We start from the raw sequence: 26,697 nt of genomic DNA on the forward strand, positions 1-26,697 counted from the left end.
ATCCATGCGCATATCCACTACCGCACCTTCCTCAACGGCAACCGCACCATCGTCTTCCCGGCAAGCCCCGGAAGCTATGCATCCGAACGGATGGGCTGAAGCGCGCGCGACTTCGCCAATTTCCTTTTCTTTTTGCCTTGAAGCACGATTTGATACCGCTGGTATCGAATCGTCCCGGAGATCAAGGATAGGACATGTCAATCTATCGCGATGGAACGCTGCTGCTGGCGGCGTTCCTTCTGAGCGCGCCAGTATCGCACGCAGCCACAATGCAAGATGACCCTTCCAAGATTGACCTTGCCAAGCTGATCGAATGCAAAACCTACGATATCGCGGGTTACTACGATTTTGCCATGTGGCTGACCGGACCGGACAGCGCGACGGCTATGAAGCAGCTCGGTCTCAGCGAAATGCCGTCGTCCAACCCATTTTTGCAAGAGTTCAAGCTTTCGGCTCCTGTCACCGTGTTTGGACGGCAAACAAACAGGATCGTCTTTACCTCCAGCGGACCATTGGCCGTGCTCGACGAGCCTGATCCCCATCCGCTCGCCAAAACACTTGGCGTCACTTCGGCGGTCGACCGGCCGGACAAATTCCTTGGAGAGAAGGAAGTCTCGTCAAGCAAGGAGCAACACGAATACGCTTACCCTCCGCTGCCAAGGCGCATTTCCCTTAGGGTTTTCACCGTTGACACTCTTCCCGGCAAGACGCTGGCCGGCTGCAGCTATTCCATCGGGGTCGAATAAGCGATAACGCCTAGCCGGCTGCATCGCGCGACCTATCTTCCTTCTCATTGCGCGACCACCCTATCTGTTTTGGGTAATTTTCTTTAAGACGGAATGGGTTAGTGTCGTCCGAGATGAATCATCCGGGGGGAGCCATGACCGACGCCGCGCTCGTCAATCGCATGCAACTGCCAAGACCGGACATCACGCCGGAGGAGGCGGCGGAAATCCTGCAGGCGCATTACGGTCTCGCCGGAACGCTCTCCGAGCTCGGCAGCCAGCAGGATCGCAACTATCGCATCGACGCTGGCGACAATAGTTATGTTTTGAAGATCTGCCGGGCGGAATATGACGCGGTCGAGCTGGAGGCGCAGAATGCCGCCATTCGCCACCTGCTCGCCAAGCCGGATGCGCCGCGCGTTCCCAATGTCGTGCCGGCGCTGAACGGGCGGGATATTCTGACCATAACCCTTCGCGAGCAGGATTATCTCGTCCGGCTTCTGAGCTACCTTCCCGGCCAGTCGCTGACCCGGCGCAAGCATCTACCCGCCGGTTCGACCTCGGCACTCGGCGCCCTCTCGGCAAGGCTTGCCAGGGATCTTGCCGATTTCGAGCATCCCGGCCTGCAGCGCAATCTGCAATGGGATCTGCGCCGCGCCGGGCCGGTCGCCGTGCAGCTGCTGTCGGCGATCACCGATCACGAGGCGCGCGACCGCATCGCCAAGGCGATGGTTGCGGCCGTCAAGCGCATTCAGCCGCTCGCGGGCGCGCTTCGCGTCCAGCCTGTCCATCACGACGTCACCGACGACAATGTCGTCTGCCATCCGGATGCGCATGGACAGCCGATCCCGGACGGCGTGATCGATTTCGGGGATATCATCCAGGGCTGGCTGGTGGGCGATCTCGCCGTCACCTGCGCCTCGCTGCTGCATCATGCCGAAGGCGATCCCTTCGCCATTCTCCCCGCCGTCCGCGCCTATCATGCCGTTTATCCGCTTGAGGAGGCGGAGCTGAAGGCACTCTGGCCGCTGATCGTCGCCCGCGCGGTGATCCTGGCCGCCAGCAGCGAACGGCAGCTCGCCATCGATCCGGAGAACGACTATGTGCGCGGCAATCTCGATCACGAGCGCCAGATCTTCGATGTCGCGACCGGCGCCAATCCGGAGGTGATGGAGGCGGCGATCCTTCGCGCCGCCGGCCTCGATACCCCACCGCTTGCCACCGACGGCTGGTCGGCGCTGCTGCCGGATATCGCGCCCGATGCCATCGCCGCCGTCGATCTCTCCGCAACCAGCCCGCTCTTTTCAGACGGCAACTGGCTGAAGCCCGACATGGACTGGCGGCTGCTTGCCAAGGAAGCCATCGCCTCGGGCACGGCGGCGACGCGCTACGGCGAATTCCGCCTGTCGCGCGCCGAGCTGCTCGCCATGGCGCCGCCACAGAATTTCGCGCTGCACAGCGATGTCTGCCTGCCTGCCGGAACGACGGTCACCGCGCCCTTTGCCGGGCATATCCAATGGGACGGCCAGCATCTGGTTCTGACGAGCGAAGCGGTCAGCCTGCATCTCGACGGCATCGACTGCGCGCTCGAAGACGGCGCCGCCATCGAGCAGGGTGCAATCATCGGCACCATCGCCGGCGAAGCCTCCACGGTCGGCGGCCTGCGCGTGCAGCTCTGCCGCTTGCCCTCGCTGGTGCCGCCGCTCTTTGCCGCCGCCCACCAGGCCGAGGGCTGGGCGGCGGTCTGCCCCTCGCCCGCTGCCCTGCTGAGCCCGACCTGCGAGGCGCCGCGCGAAGACGGCGCCGCCCTGCTTGCCCGGCGCGCGGCACATTTCGCCAGGCCGCAGAAGCATTATTACCAGACCCCGCCGCAGATCGAGCGCGGCTGGCGCGAATTCCTCTTCGACGTCGAGGGCCGCGCCTATCTCGACATGGTCAACAACGTCACCATGCTCGGCCATGCGCATCCGCGGCTGACGGCGGCGATCGAGCGGCAATGGTCGCGGCTGAACACCAATTCCCGCTTCCACTATGCCGCCGTCACCGAGTTTTCCGAGCGGCTGGCGGCGCTGGCGCCGGAGGGGCTCGACAGCGTCTTCCTCGTCAACAGCGGCTCGGAGGCCAACGATCTCGCCATCCGGCTTGCCTGGGCCCATACGGGCAAAAGGAACATGCTGTGCCTGCTGGAAGCCTATCATGGCTGGACGCTGGCGAGCGACGCGGTCTCCACCTCGATCGCCGACAATCCGCAGGCGCTGACGACGCGGCCCGATTGGGTGCACCCGGTCGTTTCGCCCAACACCTATCGCGGCCCGTTCCGGGGTCCTCATTCGGGTCCGGACTATGTGGCCGGCGTCACGACGCTGCTGCAAGCCATCGACGAAAGGGGCGAAGGCCTCGCCGGCTTCATCGCCGAACCCGTCTACGGCAATGCCGGCGGCATCGCCCTGCCGCGCGGCTATCTCGCCGAGGTCTATGCCGCCGTGCGCGAACGCGGCGGCCTCTGCATCGCCGACGAGGTGCAGGTGGGCTACGGCCGGCTCGGCCATCATTTCTGGAGCTTCGAGAGCCAGGAGGTCGTGCCGGATATCATCACCATCGCCAAGGGCATGGGCAACGGCCATCCGCTCGGCGCGGTCATCACCCGCAGGGACATCGCCGAATCGCTGGAGAAGGAAGGCTATTTCTTCTCCTCGGCCGGCGGCAGCCCGGTGAGCTCGGTCGTCGGCCTTACCGTGCTCGACATCATCCGGGACGAGGGCCTGCAGGAAAATGCCCGCACGGTCGGCGATCATCTGAAGGCGGGGCTGATCGCGCTGATGGAGCGCTTTGCGCTGATCGGCGCGGTGCACGGCACGGGCCTTTATCTCGGCGTCGAATTCGTCCGCAACCGCGAGACGCTGACGCCGGCCACGGAAGAGACGGCCGCCATTTGCGACCGGCTGCTCGATCTCGGCGTCATCATGCAGCCGACCGGCGATCACCTGAATGTGTTGAAGATCAAGCCGCCACTCTGCCTTTCGCAGGATAGCGCCGATTTCTTCGTCCAAGCCCTGGAAAAGGCTTTGGAAGACGCCGTCTAACCCCTTCGGCCAGGGTGTTAACCATTAGGGTGATTTGGCGGCGAGACGATTTAATGCTTTCGGGGGGATTGTCGAATCTCGCGGTAATTCCTATCTGTTTGTCGGTGATCGGCGATGCCGTTCCGCTACGGGAGGTCGCGCGCAGGTTGATACAGTCTGCTCAGCAATCAGCCAGGTACGGAATTATATTTTACCGATCGTCGATATTTTGACATCTTTCGGAATATGTTTCTGGAGATGGAATTGTTATTATCTACTAATGTTGTAGACAATAACGCACCGGATCACCGGCTCCCTCCAGGAGCCTCAACAAGCACAACGCCAACTAAGGAAAGTGACATGCTGAATATCAAAGTCATCGCTTCGATCCTTGGGCGGTCCGTGCTTGACCATGACCGTTCGGGCGCACTCTCCCGCCCGTGCTGTCGAATGTGACGTTCGTCCCCTTATCGGATTCAAACAGTCAATTCGCCATGTCTGCGCCGCAAGGGCGCAGTGGGAGTATCTTTTATGAAGAAGCAAGTCATCGAATACGCCGGCGTTCCCGTCGGCATCGTCATTCCGGATCATGATCGCCTGAAGTTCATCGCCGTGAAGTACCACGTCCACGATCTGGATGAGCAGCGTTTCAGAAACACGGACGAGGTCAAGCTCGCCATCCGCGATCTCCTCATTCGCCAACAGGCCAAGCCGATCCACGTTTGATGGGTCGGCTTCATCGCCACTTTTTGCATCGTCACATCACGTGCCCTCACCCCGAGGTGCCCTGGCGTTGAAGCATCAGTGCAAACGTCAGAGCCTCGAAGGGCGAGGCGGCCATCGGGGTCCCCCAAACCCATCTTGTCTTTTGCCCCTCTTTGCGATCCTATCGCCATGGCAGCTTAGCGCTGCGGAAGGCGAAGGATTTCTGATTGGCTGATCGTCTCAATCTCCTGACCGATATCGACGGCGTGGCCGTCGGTCATTCTACCGATCTTGCGCTCGGCTCCGGCGTCACCGCGATCATTTTCGATGCGCCGGCGGTCGCCTCCTGCACCGTGCTCGGCGGCGCGCCGGGTGGGCGGGACACGGCTTTGCTCGATCCGGCCATGACGGTCGACGCCGTCGACGGGCTGGTGCTGTCGGGCGGATCGGCCTTCGGGCTCGATGCGGCGGGTGGCGTTCAGGCGGGCTTGCGCGAGATCGGTCGCGGCCTGCAGGTCGGGACGGCGCGCGTGCCGCTGGTGCCGCAGGCGATCCTCTTCGACCTCATCAATGGTGGCGACAAGGATTGGGGCCTCCATTCGCCCTATCGCGACATGGGCTACGCCGCCTTCAAGGCTGCCGGCAAGGGCGCCTTCGCGCTCGGCACGGTCGGCGCCGGCACCGGCGCCACGACGGCGACGCTCAAGGGCGGGCTGGGCTCAGCCAGCGCCGTCAGCAGCCAGGGACATCGCATCGCCGCCATCGTCGCGGTCAATGCCCTCGGCACGGCCACCATCGGCGACGGACCGCATTTCTGGGCCGCGCCCTTCGAAGAGAACGACGAATTCGGCGGGCTCGGCATGCCAGAGGCCATCGACACGCGCCTGCGGCTGAAGGGCGGAAATGTCACAGCAACCACCATCGGCGCCATCGTCACCGATGCGCAACTGACCAAGGCGGAAGCGCATCGCCTGTCGATCTGCGGCCATGACGGCCTTGCCCGCGCGCTGCTGCCGGCACATCTGCCGCTCGACGGCGATACCGTCTTCGCCGCCTCCACGGCCAAGCGCGAGCGGGATGACATGGCGAGCTTCATGGAGCTCTGTCATCTCGCCGCCAGCGTGATGGCGCGCGCCATCGCCCGCGGCGTGCATGAGGCGACGGCACTGCCGGTCGAGGGAGCCCAGCCGGCCTGGCGGGACCGCTTCGCCGATCGCATCGCCTGAGCGGAGGTCCGATCCATGCAGATCCGGGCGCTGATCTATTTCGACGAGCTGGTGCGCACCAATTCGATGCGCCAGGCCGCGGAAAACCTGAACGTCGCGCCGACGGCGATCAGCCGGCAGATCGAGAATCTCGAATATCATTTCGGCACGCCGCTGGTCGAACGCAGCGCCCGCGGCGTCAAGCTGACCGCCGCCGGCGAGCTTCTGGCGGTGCGCGCCGGGCGGACGCTGCGCGAACTCGACCATGTGCATCAGCTCATCGACGACCTGAAGGGCCTGCGGCGCGGCCGCGTCAGCATCTATGCCAGCGGCGCCACCGTCGCCAACCTGCTGGCGCCGGCGCTCGCCGAATTCAGCCTGCGCTATCCGAAGCTGCGGTTCGAGGTGACCATCACCAGCGCCGGCGCCGCCATCGAGGCGGTCAACAGCGCCGAGGCCGATATCGCCGTGACATTGTTCGCGCCGCCGCTGTCGGGAACCAAGGTGCGGCTGCGCTCCGACATCACCTATGACGCGATCGCCGCGACAGCTCATCCACTGGCGGCGCGCAGGGAGGTTTCCCTTGCCGAGCTTGCGGCACATTCACTCGCCCTGCCCGATCGCTCCTTCGGCGCGCGCCAGGCTTTCGATATGCTGTTCGAGCGCGAGGGACTGGTGCTCGATCCGGTTTTCGAGACCAGCTCGCTGGAGATGCAGAAGGAGCTGGTGCTGCGGGGCGCCGCAATCACGCTACTGCCGGCCCTGACCGTGCAGCGGGAAATCCAGGCCGGTCAGCTCATGGCCGTGCCGATTGCCGATGGCAAGGGGATCACGACGCCGATCGATCTCTGCGTCGCGCCCGACCGGCAACTGTCCTTCGCCGCCGGCAAGCTGCTCGACTTCATCGAACGCTTCATGCGCGAGCAGGTCTCCGGCAAAAGGAGAGGCGCGTGATCGCAAACAATGAATTTCAAGCGAACGGAAAGAGTGTAGCCATATCGGCTACACCGAGCACACATTTTCGGAATTGTGTGTGCGCCGACGAGATGACACTATTTTGAAAAAAGGAGTGCATGCCGGAAGAAAACGGCATCGCGCGCCGTAGCAGGGGAATTGAGATGACCAAATATCGACGTCCGGGGCTGGGCGGTTTCGCCCGTCGTCTTGCCTGTGGCGCGGCACTTTCGGCCGGCCTTCTGCTGATGGGGCTAAACCCCGCCGAGGCCGCCAAGACGACGCTGAATATCGGCATGACCGTCGAGCCGGCCGGCCTCGATCCCACAATTGCCGCGCCGGTCGCCATCGGCCAGGTCACCTGGCAGAACATCTTCGAAGGACTGGTGGCGATCGACGAGAGCGGCAAGATCGTGCCGCAGCTCGCCAAGAACTGGGAGATTTCTCCCGACGGGCTGACCTATACGTTCAAGCTGCAGACCGGCGTCAAATTCCATGACGGCCAGGTCTTCGATTCGGCGGCGGCGAAATTCACGCTCGACCGCGCCCGCGACGCCAAGTCCGTCAATCCGCAGAAGCGCTTCTTCGCCTCCATCGCCTCGATCGATACGCCGGACCCCGAGACGCTGGTGCTGCATCTGTCCTCGCCGACCGGCAGCCTGCTCTATTGGCTCGGCTGGCCCTGCTCGGTCATGGTCGGACCGAAATCCTCCGCCAACGACAAGACGGCGCCCGTCGGCACCGGCCCGTTCAAATTCTCCGCCTGGGCCAAGGGCGACCGGGTGGAACTCGCCAGGAACCCCGACTACTGGAACAAATCCGTCGACGTGAAGCTCGAGAAGGTGACCTTCCGCTTCATCCCTGACCCACAGGCCGAAGCCGCCGCGCTGAAGGCCGGCGATATCGACGCCTTTCCCGAATTCGGCGCGCCGGAGCTGATGAGCTCCTTCGACGGCGATACCAGGCTGATCACCAAGGTCGGCAATACCGAGCTCAAGGTCGTCGCCGGCATGAACAATGCCCGCAAGCCCTTCGACGACAAGCGGGTGCGCCAGGCGCTGATGATGGCGCTCGACCGCAAGACGATCATCGAGGGCGCCTGGTCCGGCTTCGGCACGCCGATCGGCAGCCACTACACGCCGAACGACCCCGGCTACAAGGACCTGACGGGCACGCTGCCCTACGACACCGCCAAGGCCAAGGCGCTGCTTGCCGAAGCCGGCTATCCGAACGGCTTCACCTTCACCATCAAGACGCCGCAAATGGCCTATGCGCCCAGAAGCGCGCAGGTGATGCAGGCGATGTTCGCCGAGATCGGCGTCACCATGAACATCGAGCCGACGGAATTTCCGGCGAAATGGGTGCAGGACGTCCTGACCGGCCGCGATTACGACATGACCATCGTCGCCCATGCCGAGCCGCGCGACATCGACATCTATTCGCGCGATCCCTATTATTTCAACTATAAGAACCCTGATTTCAACGAGCTCATGAAGAAGGTGCAGCTGACCGCCGATCCGGCCGAGCAGGACAAGCTCTACGGCGAGGCGCAGACGATCCTTGCCGAGGATGCACCCGCACTCTTCCTCTTCGTCATGCCGAAGCTCGGAGTCTGGGACAGGAAGCTGAAAGGGCTCTGGGAGAACGAGCCGATCCCGTCGAACGTTTTGACCAATGTTTCCTGGGAAGACTGAGTGCTGTCGGCTCGGCGCAGCCGGGCGTGATCCGGCTATGGACATGCGATGATCATACTTTTCACCCGCCGGATCGTGGGCCTCATCCTGACCCTGATCGCCGTTTCGCTGCTGGTCTTCGTGGTGATGGCGCTGTTGCCGGGAGACCCGGCAGCCATCACGCTCGGCACGTCGGCGACGCCGGAGACGCTCGCCGCGCTCCGGCAGGCGATGGGGCTCGACCAGCCGCTGATCATCCGCTACGGCCAGTGGCTCGCCGGCGCGCTGACCGGCGATCTGGGCAACTCGTATACTTACGGCGTGCCCGTCGCCGGGCTGATCGTCGAGCGGCTGGCCGTGACTCTGCCGCTGGCGGTCCTCGCCATCCTCCTGTCCGTCCTGATCGCCGTGCCGCTCGGCGTTGCCGCCGCTGCCCGGCGCGGCGGCGTCTTCGACATCGTCGCCACCCTGTTTTCGCAGATGAGCATCGCCGTGCCCGGATTCTGGGTGGCGCTGCTGCTGATCTTGCTGTTTTCCACCGCGCTCGGCTGGATGCCGGCCGGCGGCTTTCCCGGCTGGGGTAACGGCCTTTGGCCGGCGCTGCGCGCGCTCATCCTGCCGGCGGTGGCGCTGGCCCTGCCGCAGGCGGGCGTGCTGACCCGCGTCACCCGCTCGGCCGTGCTCGACACGCTGCACGAGGATTTTGCCCGCACCGCCGTGGCCAAGGGCCTATCGCGAGGCAGCGTGCTCTGGCGCCATGTCGTGCCGAATGCGCTGGTGCCGGTCCTCACCATTCTCGGCCTGCAATTCACCTTCCTCGTCGCCGGCGCGGTGCTGATCGAGAACGTCTTCAACCTGCCCGGCCTCGGCCGCCTCGCCTATCAGGCGCTCAGCCAGCGCGACATCATCGTCATGCAGGATGTCGTGCTGTTCTTCGCCGCCCTCGTCATCGTCATGAATTTCCTGGTCGATCTCTCCTATCTCGTCATCGATCCGAGGCTTCGCAGCGGAGGGGCGCGATGACCATGGCCGATACCGCCGCTTCCGCCAGGTTTCGCCGCATGCGGTTCCGCACGTTGCGCCGCGCCAATCTCGTCGCCGGCGCGATCATCATCCTCGCGCTCATCGGCGTCGCCATCCTGTCGCTGTTCTGGACGCCGGTGCCGCCGGCGAAGATGCAGATCATCCACAAGCTGCAGCCACCCTTCGGCTTCGGACTTCTCGGCACCGATCAGCTCGGCCGCGACGTGTTGTCGATGCTGATGGTCGGCTGCTGGAACTCGCTGTCGATCTCGGTATCGGCGGTGGCGATCGGCGGAACGATCGGCACCATGATCGGCGTTGCCGCTGCTGCCCGGCGCGGGCTGTTCGAGGCCCTGGTCATGCGCGCCTGCGACGTCATCTTCGCGCTGCCGCCGATCCTGTCGGCGATGATCCTCGGCGCCTTCCTCGGCACCGGGCGGCTGACAGCCATCATCGCCATCGCCACCTTCATGGTTCCGGTCTTCGCCCGCGTGTCGCTGGGTGCCGCCCTGCAGGCCTGGAGCCGCGATTACGTGATGGCGGCGCGCGCCCTCGGCAACACAGCCTTCTCGATCACTACGCGGCATGTGCTGCCGAACATCCTGAGCGTGATCATCGTGCAGGCGACGATCCAGCTCGGGCTGGCGATCCTCACCGAAGCGGGCTTGAGCTTCCTCGGCCTCGGCGTGCCGCCGCCGGCGCCGACCTGGGGGCGGATGCTGGCGGATGCGCAGACCTATCTCGGGCTGGCGCCCTGGCTCGCCATCCTGCCGGGTCTCGCCATCGCGCTCTCCGTCCTCGGCTTCAACATGCTCGGCGACGGCCTGCGCGATCTCCTCGATCCGCGCGAAGCCAGCCGCTGATTTCAGATCACAAAGAGTATAGACCATGACCGAAACGACCGACCTTTCCATCCGCGAGCTCCTCGAGAAATTTTCCGCAAAAAGCCTCTCGCCCAGCGAATACTGGCAGGCGCTGGAAACGCATATCGCGGCCTGGGAGCCGACCATCGCCGCCCTCTACGCCTATGATCCGGAGGAGGCACGAAAGCAGGCCGCGGCCTCGACCGAACGCTGGGCCAAGGGTGCGCCGCTCGGGCCGCTCGACGGCATTCCGGTGACGCTGAAGGAACTCATCGCCACCAGGGGCCAGCCGGTGCCGCTCGGCACAGCCGCCGTCGAACTCGTTCCCGCCGCCGAGGACGCACCGATCGCGGCGCGGATGCGCGAGGATGGCGCCGTGATCTTCGCCAAGACCACCTGCCCCGATTACGGCATGCTGTCTTCCGGTCTCTCCAGCTTCCATAAGCTCAGCCGCAACCCCTGGGACACCACGCAAAATCCGGGCGGCTCCAGTGCCGGTGCTTCGGCTGCCGCCGCCGCCGGCTACGGGCCGCTGCATATCGGCACGGATATCGGCGGATCGGTGCGCCTGCCGGCGGGCTGGACCGGCATTTTTGGCTTCAAGCCGAGTCATGGCCGCATCCCCGTCGACCCTTATTATGTCGGGCGCTGCGCCGGGCCGATGACCCGCACGGTCGAGGATGCCGCCTTTTCCATGGCGACGCTCTCCCGCCCAGACTGGCGCGACGGCACCAGCCTGCCGCCCGATGATATCGACTGGATGGATCTCGATATCGACGTGCGCGGGCTGAAGATTGGGCTGATGCTCGACGCCGGCTGCGGCCTGCCGGTCGATGACGAAGTGCGCGATGCGGTGATTGCCGCCGCCCGGCGCTTCGAGGAGGCCGGCGCCATCATCGTCGATGTCGCGCCGGTGCTGACGCGGCAGATGCTGGATGGGCTGGATGTCTTCTGGCGGGCGCGCTTCTGGGGCGATATCGTCAATCTGAGCGAGGAGCGCCGCGAGATGATCCTGCCCTATATCCACACATGGGCGAAGGGCGGCGCCGATGTCAGCGGCGTCGATGCCGTGCGCGGCTTCAACCAGACGATCGAGATGCGCAAGAGCTGCGGCAGGCTGTTCACCGAGGTCGACGCCGTGTTGTCGCCGACCAATCCGGTCGTCTCCTATCCGGCCGAATGGGCCTCGCCCACCAACGATCCGGCCCTACCCTTCGAGCATATCGGCTTCACCGTGCCCTGGAACATGTCGGAACAGCCGGCCTCCTCGATCAATTGCGGCTTCTCCCGCTCCGGCATGCCGATCGGCCTGCAGATCGTCGGCCCGCGTTTCAACGACATGCTGGTGCTGAAGCTTTCGAAGGCTTTTGAGACCTGGACCGGCGGCGTGGCGAACTGGCCGAAGCCACCCGCGGCGTAATTCCTTCGACAGGCTCAGCCGGCCAAACGGCGATAGCCGGTGGGATATTCGTAGAGCCAGCCGATACGCTCGACGGCGGCGGCGAAATTCTCGCGGGCGACGGTCATGGTGTTGCCGTTGGCGTGGATGATGGTTTCCGCGTCTTCCATCACCGCCGCGTGGCCCTTCCAAAAGACGAAATCGCCGCGGCGCAGCTCCTCGCGGGCGATCGGCTCGCCGAGCCCGGCCGCCTGCATGTCGGAATCGCGCGGCGCTGAGCGGCCGGTCATCAGGAGCGCAAGCTGGATGAGGCTGGAGCAATCGACGCCAAGACCGGAACGGCCGCCCCAGAGATAGGGCGTTTCCATGAATTTCGCGGCGACATCGACATAGTCGCCGCCATCATTGTAACCGATCGGCTGCACATGCTTGGCGAAGATGGCAGTGCCGTCTGCAAGCACGACGTAATGATTGCCGCGCGCCTCCGCCGTGCCGGCGACGCGAATGCGGCTGCCCATGGACAGCACAGCCGCATACGGCTTGCGCAGTTCCGGTTCCGGATAAAGGAAGGTTCGCTGCGGCACGACGATATGGGTCGGCGCCGCCAGCCCCTCCTTCACCGCACCTTGCGGCAGATAACCGACATAGCCGTCCGACACCGCCTTCACCCAGGCCCAGCCATCCCTGCGTTCGAAGACATCGACCTCTTCGCCGAGCAGCAGCTCGGTATCGATACCCCGCGCCAGATCCGGCTGCGGGCGCAGTGCGACGACAGGGACCACGACCTGCGCTCTCACGCCCTCGACGAAGCGTTCGGCCTCGACCTGACCGCGAAGGGAGGCTTCGGCAAGGTCCGGCCGGAAGGCATGGAGGCGGCGGTCGAGCGTCATGAAAATTGTTCCTAGACTGAGAGTTTGCGGCCTTGCGCGATGACGAGATCACCGAGCTTTTCCAGATAGAGCGCACCGCTGACCGTGCGCTTGATGATGACATTGCGACGGTCACGGTCGTCGCGCACGCGGTCGACCAGCCCCATCTCGCCCATGGTGTCGAGCGCGCGGGTGATGACCGGCTTAGTAACGCCGAGGGTGGCGGCAAGCCCGCGCACCGTATGCGGCGGCGGCACGAGATAGATTTGCAGCAGGATCGCCGTCTGCCGCAGCGTCAGATCATGATCCTCGCGGCGCACCTGCTCGAGCACCACGCCATGCCAGAGGCCAAGAGCCTGCGAGGCTGTGAATTCCAGCGGCAAGGGCAACCCCGAAGATCGTTACGCTACCGTTTCAGTTTCGGCCAAGATCGTGGCGGATTCAAGGGGGATTCAACAACCCCTTCGCCCCGCAATGCGGGGAGAAGGGGGTTATAGTGTCCTACCGCACACTCTGCCGGATATGATGATACAGCGCCCGGATCGCCTGCGCCTCGCCGCCGCCGGGCGAATGGGGGCGTTCGCTCTGTGCCCAACCGTAGATGTCGAAATGCACCCAGCTCGGTGTGTTGGTGACAAAGCGTTTGAGGAACAGCGCCGCGGTGATCGAGCCGGCCATGCCGCCGGAGGGGGCGTTGGTGATATCGGCGAATTTGGCGCGGATATCCTTGTCGTAGCCCGAATAGAGCGGCATGCGCCAGAGCGGATCGTCGGTCTCGAGGCTGGCTTCGGTGAGGTCGCGGGCGAGATCGTTGTCGTCGGTGAAGAAGGGTGGCAGGTCCGGGCCGAGCGCGACGCGGGCAGCCCCGGTCAACGTCGCCATGTCGATCATCAGGTCCGGCGCGTCCTCGTCTGCATAGGCGAGCGCGTCGGCGAGGATCAGCCGGCCCTCGGCGTCGGTATTGTCGATCTGCACCGTCAGGCCCTTGCGGCTGCGATAGATATCACCGGGGCGGAAGGCGTTGGCGGAGATCGAATTTTCGACCACCGGCACGATGACGCGCAGGTCGACCTTGAGCTTGGCGTCCATGATCATCAGCGCCAGACCCATGACATTGGCGGCACCGCCCATGTCCTTCTTCATCAAGAGCATCGAGGAGGCCGGCTTGATGTCGAGACCACCGGTGTCGAAGCAGACGCCCTTGCCGACCAGCGTGATGCGGCGATGGCCCTTTTTGCCCCAGCGCAGTTCCAGGAGGCGCGGCGCATCGGCGCTGGCGCGGCCGACCGTATGAACCAGCGGGAAATTCTCCTTCAGTAGGTCGTCGCCGATGATGACGGACATCTCCGCCTTGTAATGCTCGGCGAGCGCCCGGAAGGCGGCTTCGAGCTGCTCCGGCCCCATGTCGTTGGTCGGCGTGTTGATGAGGTCGCGGGCGAGAAAGACACCGGCGAGCTGGCGCTTGATGTCGGCGGCATCGGCATCGCGCGGGATCATCAGCGTCGGCCCGGCCGCCTTTTCCGACTTGTAGCGGTCGAAGCGGTAGCTGCCGAGGCCGAAGCCGAGCGAGAGCCGGTTCGCCGTCAGCGGCGCGGTCTCGATATGCCACTCGCCGGCCGGCAGGCTGCGCGCCAGCTTGCCGGTCAGGAACGGCTGTTCAGAGGGATTGGAGCCGAGCCCGAACAGTGCGCCGCCGAGATGGCCCTCGTCCGTCGGGATCAGCAGCAGCGAGCCGCTGTCGGCCTTGTAGCCGGCCTTTCGCGCCCAATCGAGGGCGATGGGATCGATGGTGCCGGTCTCGATATGTGCCGGCGTGACGGCAAAGATCGGCAGCGTCGCGCCCCCCTTCGAATTGAAGGGCGTCGGGCGCTCGATGTACTGATAGGGGGCCATGACTATCCTTTGGCGATGATTTCAGGGAATCGCTGGTTAACTCTCTGTTAGGGTTAACAGATTATTGCTGGAGCGAACATTGCGTCAAACCTTCCCTGTTCCGATTCGAGGCCAGACGCAGGACTCCGACATTCAGGGATAGGGACATGTCCGCCGCCGCCTCCACGTCTTCACTCAAGACTTTCCTTTTCCGTGGCGCATCGGCGACCCTTTTGGCTCTTGCACTTGCAGGCTGCTCGACGACGGGCAAGGACAGGATGACGACGGGTTCTATCCCGACCGTGTCGAAGCCGGTCGAAGATATGACCGGCGCGGACCTCGCCCAGGCGACCGTGAGCCTCGGCAAAGCCTACGACGCCAATCCGAAGGACCGCGATACCGGCATCAACTATGCCAATGTACTGCGCATGAGCGGCCGTAACGATCAGGCGCTGGCGGTGATGCAGCAGGTGGCGATCGCCCATCCGGAGGATCGCGGCGTGCTCGCGGCCTATGGCAAGGCACAGGCCGCGGCGGGCCAGCTCCAGGACGCATTGACGACCATCGACCGCGCGCAGCTGCCGGACCGGCCGGACTGGCGGCTGGTTTCGGCCGAAGGCGCGATCCTCGATCAGCTCGGCCGCTCCACGGAAGCGCGCGGCAAATATCGCGACGCCCTGGTGCTCGCCCCGAACGAGCCATCCGTCCAGTCCAATCTCGGCATGTCCTATGTGCTGACCGGCGACCTGAAGACGGCGGAAGCCTATCTGCGCAGCGCCGCCGCGCAGCCGACGGCGGACAGCCGCGTGCGCCAGAACCTGGCACTTGTCGTCGGCCTGCAGGGCCGCTTCCCCGAGGCCGAGCAAATCGCCCGGCAGGAACTGACGCCGCAGCAGGCCGACGCCAATGTGGCCTATCTGCGCGCGATGCTGTCCCAGCAGAACTCCTGGCAGAAACTCGCCGCCAGCGACAATGCGAAAAAGGCGGTGAACTGACGCTTCAGCGCCAGAGGTGCCGCGGCAAGCCCTCGGCCACCAGCCGGGCGCCGAGCGCGCCCATGACGACACCCGCCACCCTGTCGATCCAGAGCTTGGAGCCGAGATAAAGCGCACGCGGGCGGTTCGACGAGAAGGCGATCGTCACGATCGTATACCAGCCCACTTCGACGGCGAAGACGGCCGGCGGCAAGGCGACCAGCAGCCAGAAAGCCGGCTGTGCCGGCAGCAGGGCCACGAAGATACTGCCATAGAAGATCGCGGTCTTCGGATTGCTGAGCTGCGTGCCGAGCGCGAAGCCGTAATTGCGCCAGACGCTGCCGCCATCCGGCGAGGCCGGCGCATCGATGGCGAGATCCTCGGCGGCACTGCGCCAGATGCGGATGCCGATATAGATCAGATACAAGCCGCCGGCGACCTTGAGGGCAAGATAGAGCCATTCGACCTGCATCAGCAGCGCGCTCAGGCCAAACAAGGCGAGCGTCGCGAAGATGACGCTGCCGGTGCCCATGCCGAAGGCCGCGGCAAGACCGGCCCGGCGCGAACGCGAAACGGCGATGCGGGAGACGAGAACGAAGCTCGGTCCGGGACTGACCGCCCCGATCAGGACGGCGGCGAGAATGCTGAACAAGATGGCTATGGATGTCATGCGGCAACTCCCGTTTCGGTTGGAGATCTGCCCAGGCAAGCGGCGCTGTTCTTCCCGCGTTCCCCGATGGTCGTCCATCTTACCTTGCCAGTTGCGCGGAGCCGGAGACTAAGCCCGCCCCGCGCCGGCCGCAAGTCACCCCGCTCAGAATTTGTCCATCACCTGGATGATCGCCGGGCCGAGGATGACGGCCATCAGAACCGGCAGGAAGAAGATGATCATCGGCACCGTCAGTTTCGGCGGCAGGGCGGCGGCCTTCTTTTCCGCCTCGTTCATGCGCTCGTCACGGCCTTCCTGCGCCAGCACCCGCAGGGCCTGAGAGACGGGCGTACCGTAGCGCTCCGCCTGGATCAGTGCCTGCGTCACCGATTTGACGATCTCGATCTGGGTGCGGGCGGCGAGATTGTCGAAGGCTGTGCGGCGATCCTGCAGGAAGGACAATTCCGCCGTGGTCAGGACCATTTCCTCGGCAAGCGGCGGTGACTGTTCGGCCATTTCCTCCGAGACGCGGCGCATGCCCGCCTCGATGGAGATACCGGATTCCACGCAGATCAGCATCAGGTCGAGCGCATCCGGCCAGGCGCGCTTGATGGATTTCTGGCGCTTCGTTACCCGGTTGGAGATGTAGATATTCGGGGAATAGAAACCGAAATAGGCGGTGCCGATGACGCCGAGCAGGCGCATGGCGAAGGGCTTGGCGGCAAAGTAGCCAAGGCCGAAAACCAGGAAGACGGCGACGGCCAGGAACAGGAAGGGCAGCAGGAAACGCGCCACCAGGAACATGTTCAGCGCATTTTCGGAGCGCAGGCCGGCGGCGCGCAGGCGATTGACGGTATTGGCGTCGACCAGCGCATTGCGAAGATTGAAGCGCTCGACGATCTGGCGGACGCTCTGATTGTTCTGGCTGCGCAGGGACGCCTTGCCACCGTCGGCGTTCAACCGGGCGCGCTCTCGGGCGCGGATCTGCTCGCGCTCGGTTGAAACCGCCTTCATGCGCTTGGCGAGGTCGCCGCGCTCAAGAAAAGGCACGGCAATCGTATAGAAGGTGGCGAAGACGGCAATCGCCACGAAGACGGCCAATACCGTGCCGGGATCGGTCAGTTTGGCGGCGAAATCGGCGGATGACATGGGCAGCCTCTCCTTCCGGTCAGATCTCGAAATTGACCATGTTGCGCATGATGTAGACGCCGAACGACATCCAGATGCCGGCAAGCAACATGATCAGATGGCCGCGCGGATCGGTGAATAGGATCATCATGTATTGCGGCGATGTCAGATAGACGAGCAGCATGACGACGAAGGGCAGCGCGCCGATGATGACGGCCGAGGCCTTCGCCTCCATCGACAGTGCCGTCACCTTCGCCTTCATTTTCCTGCGCTCGCGCAGCACTTTCGCCAGATTGCCCAGCGCTTCGGAAAGATTGCCGCCGGCCTGCGCCTGGATGGCGATGACGATGGCGAAGAAGTTCACCTCCTGCAGGGGCATGTGATTGATCATGCGGCCACAGGCATCCGTCATGCTCAAACCGACCTGCTGGGTTTCGACGACGCGGCGGAACTCGGACTTGACCGGTTCGCGCGCCTCGCTCGCCACCAGACGCACCGCATCGTTGAGCGGCAGGCCGGAGCGGATGGAGCGGGTGATCAGGTCGAGCGCGTTCGGAAACTCCTCCAGAAACTTGTTCTGCCGGCGCTTGATGAGGAAGCCGACGACCCAGCGCGGCAGGCCGAAGGCGGCGGCGAAGGGCAGGCCGGCGATGACGGCAAGCGGCGCGCCAAGCAGCAAGACGACCAGCAGCACGAAGACGCCGAACAGCACGCTGAACAGATAGAAACGCGCCGGCGTCAGCGGCAGGCCGGCCTGCCCAAGGCGCGCCTTCAGCGACTGCTTCTTCTTGTTGTTCTCTTCCTGACGCTTTTCGAGATCCTTCAGCGAATCCTGCACGGATTTGCGCCGCTTCGACATTTCCTGCACGCGATCGCGCGCCGCCTTGACCTTGGCGCGATCGGTCTCCGCCGCCTTGACGCGATTGACGCGGCTTTCCGCCTTCTTCTGCGTTTCGATCCGCGAATAGAGGATGCCGTAGCAGACCGCCGCCGCCGAAACGGCTGCGAGCACGACTATCAAAAGCACCATCGGATCGACACCGAACATCGGGAAAGTCCTAATTTGACTTGTTTTCCATCTCGTCGAGGGCGGCGGCGAGGCGCTTTTCCTCGTTGTAATAGCGGGCACGGTCCCAGAAATGCGGCTTGCCGATGCCGGTCGACATATGCCGGCCGATGATGCGGCCGCCGGCATCCTCGCCCTCGATCTCGTAGCGCATCAGGTCCTGGGTGATGATCACATCGCCCTCCATGCCCACCACTTCGGTGATCTGGGTGATGCGGCGCGAGCCGTCGCGCAGGCGGGCGGCCTGGACGATCACGTCGACGGAAGTGGAGATGATCTCACGCACCGTCTTGGCCGGTAGGCTGTAGCCGCCCATGGCGATCATCGATTCGATGCGGCTCAGGCATTCGCGCGGATTGTTGGCGTGGATCGTGCCCATGGAACCGTCATGACCGGTGTTCATCGCCTGCAGAAGGTCGAAGACCTCCGGTCCGCGCACTTCGCCGACGATGATGCGTTCGGGACGCATGCGCAGGCAGTTCTTGACGAGATCGCGCATGGTGATTTCGCCCTCGCCCTCGATATTGGGCGGGCGGGTTTCGAGGCGGACGACATGCGGCTGCTGCAATTGCAGTTCGGCGGTGTCCTCGCAGGTGATGATGCGCTCGTCGCGATCGATATAGTTGGTGAGGCAGTTCAGCAGCGTCGTCTTGCCCGAGCCGGTGCCGCCGGAAATGACGACGTTGCAACGGACGCGGCCGATGATCTGCAGCAGTGTCGCGCCCTCCGGCGTGATAGCGCCGAAGCGGACGAGCTGGTCGAGCGTCAGCTTGTCCTTCTTGAATTTGCGGATGGTGAGCGCCGGGCCGTCGATCGACAGCGGCGGCGCGATGACGTTGACGCGCGAGCCGTCCGGCAGGCGTGCGTCGCAGATCGGGCTGGATTCGTCGACACGGCGGCCGACCTGGCTGACGATGCGCTGGCAGATGGACAGAAGCTGGGCATTGTCGCGAAAACGGATCTCGGATTCGATGGTCTTGCCGGCGACTTCGATGAAAGTCTGGCCGGCGCCGTTGACCATGATGTCGGCGATATCGTCGCGGGCCAGCAGCGGCTCGAGCGGACCGTAACCGAGCACGTCGTTGCAGATATCCTCAAGCAGCTCTTCCTGCTCGGAAATCGACATCGCGAAATTCTTGATGGTGATGATGTCGTTGACGATGTCGCGGATTTCCTCGCGCGCCGCCTCGGCATCGAGCTTGGAGAGCTGCGAGAGGTCGATCGTGTCGATCAGCGCCGAGAAGACCTGCGACTTGGTATCGTAATATTCCTCGGTGCGCGCGGGCCGGCGGCGCGCCGGCGTCTGCATCGACGGCGGCGGCACCTGCTGGCGCTGCTGCGGTGCCTCGCGTCCCGGCTCGACCAGCACCGTCGGGGCGCTTGCGGCCGGTGCGGCGGGCGGAATGCGCGCCGGCGCGGCAGCTATGCCGCCGCTCTTTGCAGGACCTTCATTTCCGCGCTTGCCAAACATGCCGTCGATCCAATTCCAAGCTTGAGCACGACTTGGAAAATGCGGACCGCCTTTCCGATAGCGTCATGCGAAACCAAACAACTACTTCCGTTTCAGGAGGCCGAGCAGGCCGCCCCTCTTCGCCTTCTTCAGCGCGACGCGTCCCGTGACGATGTGCGATATCTGCGAGAAGGTCTCGGCGATCGGCGATTTCGGATCGGTCTCCGAGATCATCCGGCCGCTGTTGGCGGCATTGCCGAACAAATTGATATCGAAGGGAATGATGGCGATCGGATCGGTCTCCAGCGGCTCGCAGAATTCCGCGGGACCGATTTCGGGGCGCTTGGGCATGCCGACCTGATTGAGGATGAGATGCGGCGCCTTGTCGTTCGGACGCAGCTTGCGCAGTGCATCCAGCATGTTCTTGGCATTGCGCAGATTGGCAAGGTCCGGCACCGCGCAAATGACGATCTCGTCGACGGCCGACAGCACCGAGCGCGTCCATTCCGTCCATAGATGCGGCATGTCGAGGACACTCACCGGCGCGCTGCGCTGCAGGACGTCGAGCACCGGCTGGAAGGCCTGGCCGTCGAAATCATAGGCGCGGTCGAGCATCGACGGCGCCGCGAGCAGCGACAGATGCTGCGAGCATTTGGTCAGCAGGCGGTCGAGGAAGACCTCATCGAGCCGCTCCGGCGCGAAAACGGCCTCGGCGATGCCCTGGGCCGGGTCCTGGTCGAAATCGATATTGGCGGTGCCGTAGGGCAGATCGAGATCGGCGAGAATAGTCTCGACCGAGAACAGGCTCGAGATGCCGAAGGCGCAATTATGCGCGATGGTGGATGCCCCAACCCCGCCCTTGGCACCGATGAAGGCGACGCTGCGGCCGAGCGGTTCGGCATCGGGATCGATGAAGATCGTCGCCATCGCCGCCATGATGTCGGCCATGCCGACCGGCTGGACGATATATTCGGAGATGCCGTTGCGGATCAGTTCGCGGTAGAGGCCGATATCGTTGTGATGACCGACGATCACCACCTTGGTGCTGGGATCGCAGACGGCGGCGAGCGGCGCCAGTTCCGACAGGAGGTTCTTCGGACTGGCGCGGGTTTCCAGGATGATCAGGTTCGGCGTCGGGGCCGAGGCGAACATGTTCGCCGCCGCCGCCGTGCTGCCGCCGGTGATCCTGAGATTGACCTTGGACATGCGCCGGTCGTTGGCGCAGCGGTCCATCACCTGCTGCAGCTGCTCGCTCTCGCAGAAGGCATGTACGGAAATGCGCGGCAACGGCCGCATGTTCTCGAGATCGCCCATGCGCGGCGCATCCTCGGCCTCCGCCGCGGTCGATCTGATGTCGTAATCGATGGCGCTCATGACTTTATCCTGTTTCGGCGGCGGCTCGTTCCCATCATCAGGACCCAAAGCCGCTGATCGTCGCGGTGCTGGTTGCGGTCGAGCCGCTGCGATAGTCGTCGATCACCTTGGCGCGCTGATCGGCGTCAGCCGGCGTCATGGCGCGTGGCGCGATGAGATCCGTCGGATTGGCGACCTGCGCGGCGAGGTTGTTCTGGGTGGCGCAGCCGAAATTATAGTAGTTCTGGTTGTCGAAGGGCTTATCCGCCAGATCTTCCGGCCATTGGCCGCAGGCATTGGTGACCGCCGCCGTCGCCACGAAGCGGAGACGGATCGGGGCGGCGTCGCCGGGGCCGCCGGCCGGATAATAGCTGTCGACGATCCGGGCTGCGGGAATGCCGCTTGCCACCAGCTCCTGGCGGATTTGCCGGCGCAGGGCGGAGGCGGCTCCTGAATTCGCCGATTCCCGAGGGGTGACGATCTCCACCGTGCCCGTTGCATGCGTGCGGTAGTCCTGGACAAAGCCACGCACCGTGTCGCGCATGCCGGGGGTCAGACGACGATCGCTGACGGCAACCGGAATGTCGACGCGGTGTTCCTTGTCGGTCAGCACGATCGGATGCCGCTGGCGGTAGTCGTCGGAAATAGCGCTGGTGGTCATTCCGTCGCGGGAGCCGGCGCAACCGCTGACAGCGGCGGCGATGGCGATCACGGCCAGCGCGGCAAAGCGCGGCCTGCTGGTGCGGGATGCACGACGATCGAGGCAAGCCATCTTGGGGTCTCTCGTTGATGCGGTTGAAAACGGGCTCTTCATGTCCGCTTCCTCACTTGTAGATGAAGCCGACCGTGCCGTGGAAATCGGCGTCGGCGACAGGCGGCGCATCCTTGCGGCCGTAGATCTTGTTGACACGGTTCATGAAAAAGACGCCGGCATCGTTGCTCGGCGAGAAATTATCGTCCGGACGGGCGATCTGATTGCGGGCCACCGGCCGTACCAGATAGGGCGTCGCGATGATCACCAGCTCGCTCTCGTCGCGCTGGAAGGTCTTCTGGCGGAACAGGGCGCCGAGGATCGGGATCTTGGAAGCGCCGGGCGTTCCGGTGGTCGATTGCTGCACGTTGTCGCTCAAAAGGCCGGCAAGCGCGATGGATCCGCCGGACGGCAGTTCGATCGACGTGTCGGCGGCGCGACGGTTGTAGGTCGCCGTTCCGGAGCTGCTTGTCGGTTCGGAAACCTGGGTCTGGACATGCAGGCTGATGCGGCCGGCGGAAAGAACGACCGGCGTGAAGGCGAGACTGATGCCGTAGGTATACGGCGTGATCGTCACGTTGCCATCGCTGTCCGTGGTGGAATAGAGCGTCTGTCCGCCGGAATTGAAGGTCGCGGCCTGGCCGGAGATCGCCGTCAGCGTCGGCTCCGCCAGCGTGCGGATCGCACCGGCCTGTTCCATGGCATTCATATAGCTGCTGATATTGTATTTGCCGAGAGCGGTCTTGAACAAGGCACTGATACCGCCGCCAGCCGTGGCTGACGCCGAATCGCTGCTGACGCTGCCCAGCTGAGCAACCGTGAGGCCCGAGGAGTTGCTGACGAGATTGTCGAAACCGATCTGCTTCAGCACGCTGCGCTTGATTTCGGCGACGGTCACCTTGAGCGTCACCTGATCCTCGCCCTCGATCTGCAGCAGATTGACGATCTGCGAGCTCTGCCGATTTTCGGCGAACAAGGCAACGGAGTTGGTGCCACCCGTGCCCGTGGCGGTCTCCGTGCGGGTCGTCGCCTCACCGCCCTTCAGGAAGGCCTGGGCGAGCTGCTGCGCCCGCGACGCATCCTGCGGTGTACGCACGGTGCCGGTGAGCACGATATTGTCCGATACGATCTCGACATTGATATCGGAATCCGGAATGAAACGCTTGAGATTGGACTGGAGGCCGGCAATGTCGCGCTCGATCTGCAGATCAAGGCTGACGATTTCCTGGCCGTTGGCACCGAAGACGAAAATATTCGTCTGGCCGACCGTCTTGCCGAACAGATAGATGCGGCGCGAGGTGCGCGTCACCGCATCCGCCATTTTCGGATCGGAGACGAGGATATCGTGCGCGTCTGCCGGCAGGTCGACCACCAGCGCCTTGTTGAGGCCGAGCTTCAGCGTGCGCTTGGTGCCGATGCCGGCGATGGTGACGATGCTGTCCGAGCCTTCGGCCCTGGCGCTCGACGTCTGGAGAAAGGCCGGCGCCTGTCCGAAAGGAACACCGGTAAAGGCAACGGAAAAGGAAAGGGCCGCCAGCAGCGGCAGGGCGCTTGTCTTATGGATGTTGAACATGGTCCCGCCCCTTCTCATTGCGTCTTGGCCGCGGCCGTGCCGTTGGCGATGATCGAGCCCGACTTGATGACCTGCACGACGGCGCCACCATTGTCTCCGGTCAGCAGATAGTCGGCGGCGATCGTGTCCGGCTGCTGGGCGTCGGCGACGGAGCGCAGCGCCAGCGTCAACCGGTCCGCCATCTGCTGGGCAACCGCGAGCACCTTCGTCTGGTCCGGCGTCAGTTCGAGCGTCGCGGTGGTGCCGATCACCGCCTTGCTGCCGTCCTGCTTTTCCTCGATCTGCTGATCGACCGCGAGCACGCGGACATTGCTCAGCACCGTCTCGGTCACGAATTTCTGCGTGTCGCCCTTGCGCACCATGATGACATCAACGCGGTCATTCGGGAGAATGAAACCGCCGGCGCCGGTGGCGACGGAGATTTCCGTGGCGACGGCGCGCTTGCCGGACGGCAGAAGCGAGGAGAGGATGCGGCTGTTGGCGTCGGCGATCTTCTCTTCGCGGATCGGCTCGCCCTCGAAGATCGGCAGACGGACCACAGCCCCGGAAAGATCCTTCAGCGCCTCCGGACGTTCGGCTTCGGTGATGAGACCCTTGACGACGCCGCTCTGCGGCCAGGCCATCCAGTGGACCGATTTCTCGTTCAGGCGCGACCCTACCGGAAGATTGGCGCCGGCGACCAGCACGTTGACCGTCGCCTCCTTCTGCACCACCGTCTCGACTTGCTGCACGATATTGCGCGAGCTGGCCAGATGCATCGCCAGCAGTCCGGCAAGCCCTGCCGCGACGACTGCCACTGCGAGTATCATTATGCGAGCGGGTTTCATTGACCATTCCTTGGGGAATACGATTCTTCGCCCCGCAGAATGCTCAGCAATTGGTGTAATTATGGTTAATGGTGTCTTACATATACTATTGTTTCACTATAATTATTTAAGCGATACAATATATACTCGTGGCTGGCCGCCGTTGAATACTTAGTAAATTCTAATTTAGACAATTCAATTAAGCGACAGCAATCACCAGCGGCGATGAGGGAAACGCCAGAAAGCCGCCAATCGCGATGGCAATGCCGTAAGGGATCTTCCGGGCGATCAGCAGCGAGTTCGGCAGCGGCAGCCCCATGGCCATGATCGTATTCGATTGCGAGCGTATCATCAGGATGGCTATGGTCACCACGCCCCCGAGGAAAGCCACATAGACGAGAAAAACCAGAAGCGATGCATCGAAGCCGAACCAGAGCGCCGATGCGGCCAGAAGCTTGGCATCGCCGCCGCCCATGACGTTCAGGGCGAAGAGCGCGAAGCAGACGCAGAAAACAAGTGCTGCGCCGGCGAGATGCATGCCGATGTCGGGCAAAGTTAGGCCGACGAGTGGCGCGAGCACGATGAAAGCGCCGGCGAGAATGAGCGATATCCGGTTGGGGATCGTCATCGTCAAGAGATCGGAGATGGCCGCAACCGAGAGGCAGAGCGGAAAGATCAGCAATGTCACGGCTTCAAGCATCGGGCACCTCCACCTCGAACTATAAAAGTAAAAACCGCTCATGATACTGAGCGGTTTTCGAAGAAAGTACTATGATTTGCAGACGACGCAATTACTTTGAGCCGACGCCGGTAGCAGACGTATTCATCTGGTCGGAGATCTTATTGAAAGTGAGGCTGAGCGTATTGCCCAGGGTGCTCGCACCAGCGATGATGGCGACGGAGATCAGGGCGGCAATCAGGCCGTATTCGATGGCGGTCGCGCCGGATTCGTCCTTCAGGAAGCGCGAAAAAAGCTTGGTCATTAAGTTAACTCCACTCGATTTGTTGACAGCACGTCCGCCAACTGTTTGCCGTTGATCGGATGACTGCACGGTAACGGGCTGCCGTTTCCATCGCTTTAAGGAAGTGGGTTAACAGATCGCCAATTCTGTAGTGAAAAAAGAATAGTTAACAATCGATCGATGTCTCTTCGAGCGTTTTTAAAGAAAATCTTCAACCATTGAACAAAGTTTAGATCTTAATACATTAGAACAATATGCTCATCGTCTCAAAATATTGCGAATCCGGCACGAGAGTCCAAAAATGGACCCAAAACAGGTGACGGGCGTATCATAACAAAGCGGGTGGCTTCACTATTAGTGCTTTATTCACCAATATTTCCCATTCTATCGAGAACCTATTTCAGCCATTGATTTCACGAGGCCAGATCATGCCGATCCCAGGCAGAACCGCATTCCTTGCCTGCGCTGCCGCCATGGCGTGCCTGATGCCGCAACTTTCCCATGCCGCCGATCGTGACATGCTGCGGGTCTATATGGACCATGCGCGCGTGCTGAAGCTCGATCGGCCCGTCAGCAAGGTCATCGTCGGCAATTCGCAGGTCGCGGACGCCACCGTGGCCGATCCAAAGACGATCGTCCTCACCGGCCGCAGTTTCGGCACGACGAACATCGTCCTGCTCGACGCCGACGGCAACGCCATCGTCGACGAACGCATCCTGGTGTCGATCGACGAAGGCAATACCGTGCGCGTCTATCGCCAGACCGACCGCGCCGTGCTGTCCTGCACGCCCAATTGCGAGCAGCATGCCCAGCAGAACAATAACAACGCCACCGCGAGCACCACTCCCTGACGGGAGCCTATCCGTCGCTCTATTCGACTATACTGTATAGATGCGGACTTTTCTGAATAATCCGGATTTCCTCTAAATATGAAGAGAGAAGGGAAACGGATTATCAAGGAAGCACTTCTAGTCTCGCCCCGATTCATCGCCGCGGATTCCATCATGACGCCAGACGACGATCTTTTCGGGGGCAACGATCCTGCACGGCAGCGCGCCAGGGGCAAATTGCGCGCCTTCGTGCGCGCCCGCGACGGCGCGGCAGCCATCGAGTTCGCGCTGCTGGCCATTCCCTATTTCATGATCATCTTCGCGATCCTGGAGACCTTCGTCGCCTTCATGGCCGAACAAGTGGTCTCCAATGCCGTCGATACGCTGTCGCGCCAGATCAGGACCGGACAGATCACCGCGGCCAATACGACCGAGCAGCAGTTCCGCCAGGCCTTCTGCAATGAGATCTCGGTGCTCATCGCCTGCTCGGCGGCGGAGCTGAAAACGCCGGCGAGCCTCTATCTCGACGTCAAGAGCTATTCGACCTTCGCGGACATGCCGACGACCATCCCGCGCGCTACGTCCGACCCCTATTCCGATCTCAATACCACCGGCTTCACATTCGCACCCGGCGGCGCCAAAACGGACAATATGGTGCGCGCCTATTACCGCTGGCAGGTGATCGTCGATCTGCTGCGACCCTATCTGACCAACATACGCCCCTCCGACGGCTCGATGCCGAGCACCTATCTGATCGTCGCGACGTCGGCCTTCCAGAACGAGAACTATCCGTGAGGCGGCGGCG

25 protein-coding genes and 1 pseudogene are annotated in these 26,697 nt (G+C 63.3%); 13 read left to right on the forward strand and 13 right to left on the reverse strand.

Features of this window, described 5'->3' with window-relative positions:
• The 10 genes and pseudogenes from purU to FHX11_RS28430 form a co-directional block, all read left to right on the forward strand.
• Positions 1 to 99 (forward strand): annotated as a pseudogene (purU, locus tag FHX11_RS28385) (formyltetrahydrofolate deformylase); the annotation flags it as partial.
• 95 nt (positions 100 to 194) lie between these two features.
• Positions 195 to 746 carry a hypothetical protein gene (locus FHX11_RS28390; protein WP_184364276.1) on the forward strand — a complete coding sequence of 184 codons (552 nt, stop codon included), beginning with the start codon at positions 195 to 197 and terminating at the stop codon, positions 744 to 746.
• Positions 747 to 880: 134 nt separating this feature from the next.
• Positions 881 to 3,808: an aminotransferase gene (locus FHX11_RS28395; RefSeq protein WP_184364278.1), complete on the forward strand. Its 2,928-nt coding sequence runs from the start codon at positions 881 to 883 to the stop codon at positions 3,806 to 3,808.
• Between the two features lie 510 nt (positions 3,809 to 4,318).
• Positions 4,319 to 4,513, forward strand: a complete 195-nt coding sequence (locus FHX11_RS28400; RefSeq protein ID WP_184364280.1) for a hypothetical protein — start codon at positions 4,319 to 4,321, stop codon at positions 4,511 to 4,513.
• Between the two features lie 206 nt (positions 4,514 to 4,719).
• Positions 4,720 to 5,718, forward strand: a complete 999-nt coding sequence (locus tag FHX11_RS28405) for a P1 family peptidase (RefSeq protein WP_184364283.1) — start codon at positions 4,720 to 4,722, stop codon at positions 5,716 to 5,718.
• Between the two features lie 15 nt (positions 5,719 to 5,733).
• Positions 5,734 to 6,651: a LysR family transcriptional regulator gene (locus FHX11_RS28410; protein WP_184364285.1), complete on the forward strand. Its 918-nt coding sequence runs from the start codon at positions 5,734 to 5,736 to the stop codon at positions 6,649 to 6,651.
• Between the two features lie 164 nt (positions 6,652 to 6,815).
• A complete protein-coding gene (locus tag FHX11_RS28415; protein WP_184364287.1) occupies positions 6,816 to 8,345 on the forward strand; it encodes an ABC transporter substrate-binding protein in 1,530 nt (509 codons plus the stop codon).
• 48 nt (positions 8,346 to 8,393) lie between these two features.
• Entirely contained in the window at positions 8,394 to 9,347 is a 954-nt protein-coding gene (locus FHX11_RS28420) for an ABC transporter permease (protein WP_184364289.1), read from the forward strand.
• Between the two features lie 2 nt (positions 9,348 to 9,349).
• Positions 9,350 to 10,210, forward strand: coding sequence for an ABC transporter permease (locus tag FHX11_RS28425; RefSeq protein ID WP_184364674.1), 861 nt, complete (start codon positions 9,350 to 9,352; stop codon positions 10,208 to 10,210).
• A 25-nt stretch (positions 10,211 to 10,235) separates the two neighbouring features.
• On the forward strand, positions 10,236 to 11,630 hold the full coding sequence (locus FHX11_RS28430) for an amidase (RefSeq protein ID WP_184364291.1): 1,395 nt from the start codon (positions 10,236 to 10,238) through the stop codon (positions 11,628 to 11,630).
• Positions 11,631 to 11,644: 14 nt separating this feature from the next.
• On the opposite strand, the gene FHX11_RS28435 is transcribed toward FHX11_RS28430, so the two are convergent.
• From FHX11_RS28435 to FHX11_RS28445, 3 genes are all read right to left on the reverse strand, one after another.
• The gene (locus tag FHX11_RS28435; protein WP_184364293.1) at positions 11,645 to 12,499 is read right to left on the reverse strand and encodes an NlpC/P60 family protein; all 855 of its coding nucleotides are present in this window, start codon (positions 12,497 to 12,499) and stop codon (positions 11,645 to 11,647) included.
• 11 nt (positions 12,500 to 12,510) lie between these two features.
• Positions 12,511 to 12,861: a MarR family winged helix-turn-helix transcriptional regulator gene (locus tag FHX11_RS28440; protein WP_184364294.1), complete on the reverse strand. Its 351-nt coding sequence runs from the start codon at positions 12,859 to 12,861 to the stop codon at positions 12,511 to 12,513.
• 118 nt (positions 12,862 to 12,979) lie between these two features.
• The gene (locus FHX11_RS28445) at positions 12,980 to 14,371 is read right to left on the reverse strand and encodes a M17 family metallopeptidase (protein ID WP_184364296.1); all 1,392 of its coding nucleotides are present in this window, start codon (positions 14,369 to 14,371) and stop codon (positions 12,980 to 12,982) included.
• A gap of 146 nt (positions 14,372 to 14,517) precedes the next feature.
• Between FHX11_RS28445 and FHX11_RS28450 the strand changes: the two genes are divergently transcribed.
• Positions 14,518 to 15,345: a tetratricopeptide repeat protein gene (locus tag FHX11_RS28450; RefSeq protein WP_184364298.1), complete on the forward strand. Its 828-nt coding sequence runs from the start codon at positions 14,518 to 14,520 to the stop codon at positions 15,343 to 15,345.
• 4 nt (positions 15,346 to 15,349) lie between these two features.
• Here FHX11_RS28450 and FHX11_RS28455 read toward each other — a convergent pair whose 3' ends face one another.
• The 10 genes from FHX11_RS28455 to FHX11_RS28500 all read right to left on the reverse strand — a co-directional run bounded on the left by FHX11_RS28455 (position 15,350) and on the right by FHX11_RS28500 (position 25,083).
• A complete protein-coding gene (locus FHX11_RS28455; protein WP_184364301.1) occupies positions 15,350 to 15,994 on the reverse strand; it encodes a LysE family translocator in 645 nt (214 codons plus the stop codon).
• A gap of 144 nt (positions 15,995 to 16,138) precedes the next feature.
• Positions 16,139 to 17,122 carry a type II secretion system F family protein gene (locus FHX11_RS28460; protein ID WP_184364303.1) on the reverse strand — a complete coding sequence of 328 codons (984 nt, stop codon included), beginning with the start codon at positions 17,120 to 17,122 and terminating at the stop codon, positions 16,139 to 16,141.
• A 19-nt stretch (positions 17,123 to 17,141) separates the two neighbouring features.
• Positions 17,142 to 18,149, reverse strand: a complete 1,008-nt coding sequence (locus FHX11_RS28465) for a type II secretion system F family protein (protein ID WP_184364305.1) — start codon at positions 18,147 to 18,149, stop codon at positions 17,142 to 17,144.
• A gap of 10 nt (positions 18,150 to 18,159) precedes the next feature.
• Positions 18,160 to 19,638, reverse strand: a complete 1,479-nt coding sequence (locus tag FHX11_RS28470; RefSeq protein ID WP_184364307.1) for a CpaF family protein — start codon at positions 19,636 to 19,638, stop codon at positions 18,160 to 18,162.
• An 81-nt stretch (positions 19,639 to 19,719) separates the two neighbouring features.
• A complete protein-coding gene (locus FHX11_RS28475) occupies positions 19,720 to 20,991 on the reverse strand; it encodes a CpaE family protein (protein ID WP_184364309.1) in 1,272 nt (423 codons plus the stop codon).
• Positions 20,992 to 21,028: 37 nt separating this feature from the next.
• Positions 21,029 to 21,742 (reverse strand): CpaD family pilus assembly protein, encoded by a 714-nt coding sequence (locus FHX11_RS28480; RefSeq protein WP_184364311.1) that lies wholly within the window; start codon positions 21,740 to 21,742, stop codon positions 21,029 to 21,031.
• A 52-nt stretch (positions 21,743 to 21,794) separates the two neighbouring features.
• A complete protein-coding gene (locus tag FHX11_RS28485; RefSeq protein ID WP_184364314.1) occupies positions 21,795 to 23,294 on the reverse strand; it encodes a type II and III secretion system protein family protein in 1,500 nt (499 codons plus the stop codon).
• Positions 23,295 to 23,308: 14 nt separating this feature from the next.
• Entirely contained in the window at positions 23,309 to 24,121 is an 813-nt protein-coding gene (cpaB, locus tag FHX11_RS28490) for a Flp pilus assembly protein CpaB (RefSeq protein ID WP_184364316.1), read from the reverse strand.
• 178 nt (positions 24,122 to 24,299) lie between these two features.
• Positions 24,300 to 24,800: a prepilin peptidase gene (locus FHX11_RS28495; protein ID WP_184364318.1), complete on the reverse strand. Its 501-nt coding sequence runs from the start codon at positions 24,798 to 24,800 to the stop codon at positions 24,300 to 24,302.
• Positions 24,801 to 24,891: 91 nt separating this feature from the next.
• Positions 24,892 to 25,083, reverse strand: coding sequence for a Flp family type IVb pilin (locus FHX11_RS28500; protein ID WP_184364320.1), 192 nt, complete (start codon positions 25,081 to 25,083; stop codon positions 24,892 to 24,894).
• Positions 25,084 to 25,535: 452 nt separating this feature from the next.
• Between FHX11_RS28500 and FHX11_RS28505 the strand changes: the two genes are divergently transcribed.
• Positions 25,536 to 25,913, forward strand: a complete 378-nt coding sequence (locus FHX11_RS28505; protein WP_246781196.1) for a pilus assembly protein N-terminal domain-containing protein — start codon at positions 25,536 to 25,538, stop codon at positions 25,911 to 25,913.
• Between the two features lie 153 nt (positions 25,914 to 26,066).
• Positions 26,067 to 26,687, forward strand: coding sequence for a TadE/TadG family type IV pilus assembly protein (locus FHX11_RS28510; protein WP_184364324.1), 621 nt, complete (start codon positions 26,067 to 26,069; stop codon positions 26,685 to 26,687).
• Positions 26,688 to 26,697: the final 10 nt, after the last annotated feature.

Origin of the sequence: Rhizobium sp. BK602, assembly GCF_014195095.1 — a bacterium.
Taxonomy (GTDB): Bacteria; Pseudomonadota; Alphaproteobacteria; order Rhizobiales; family Rhizobiaceae; genus Rhizobium.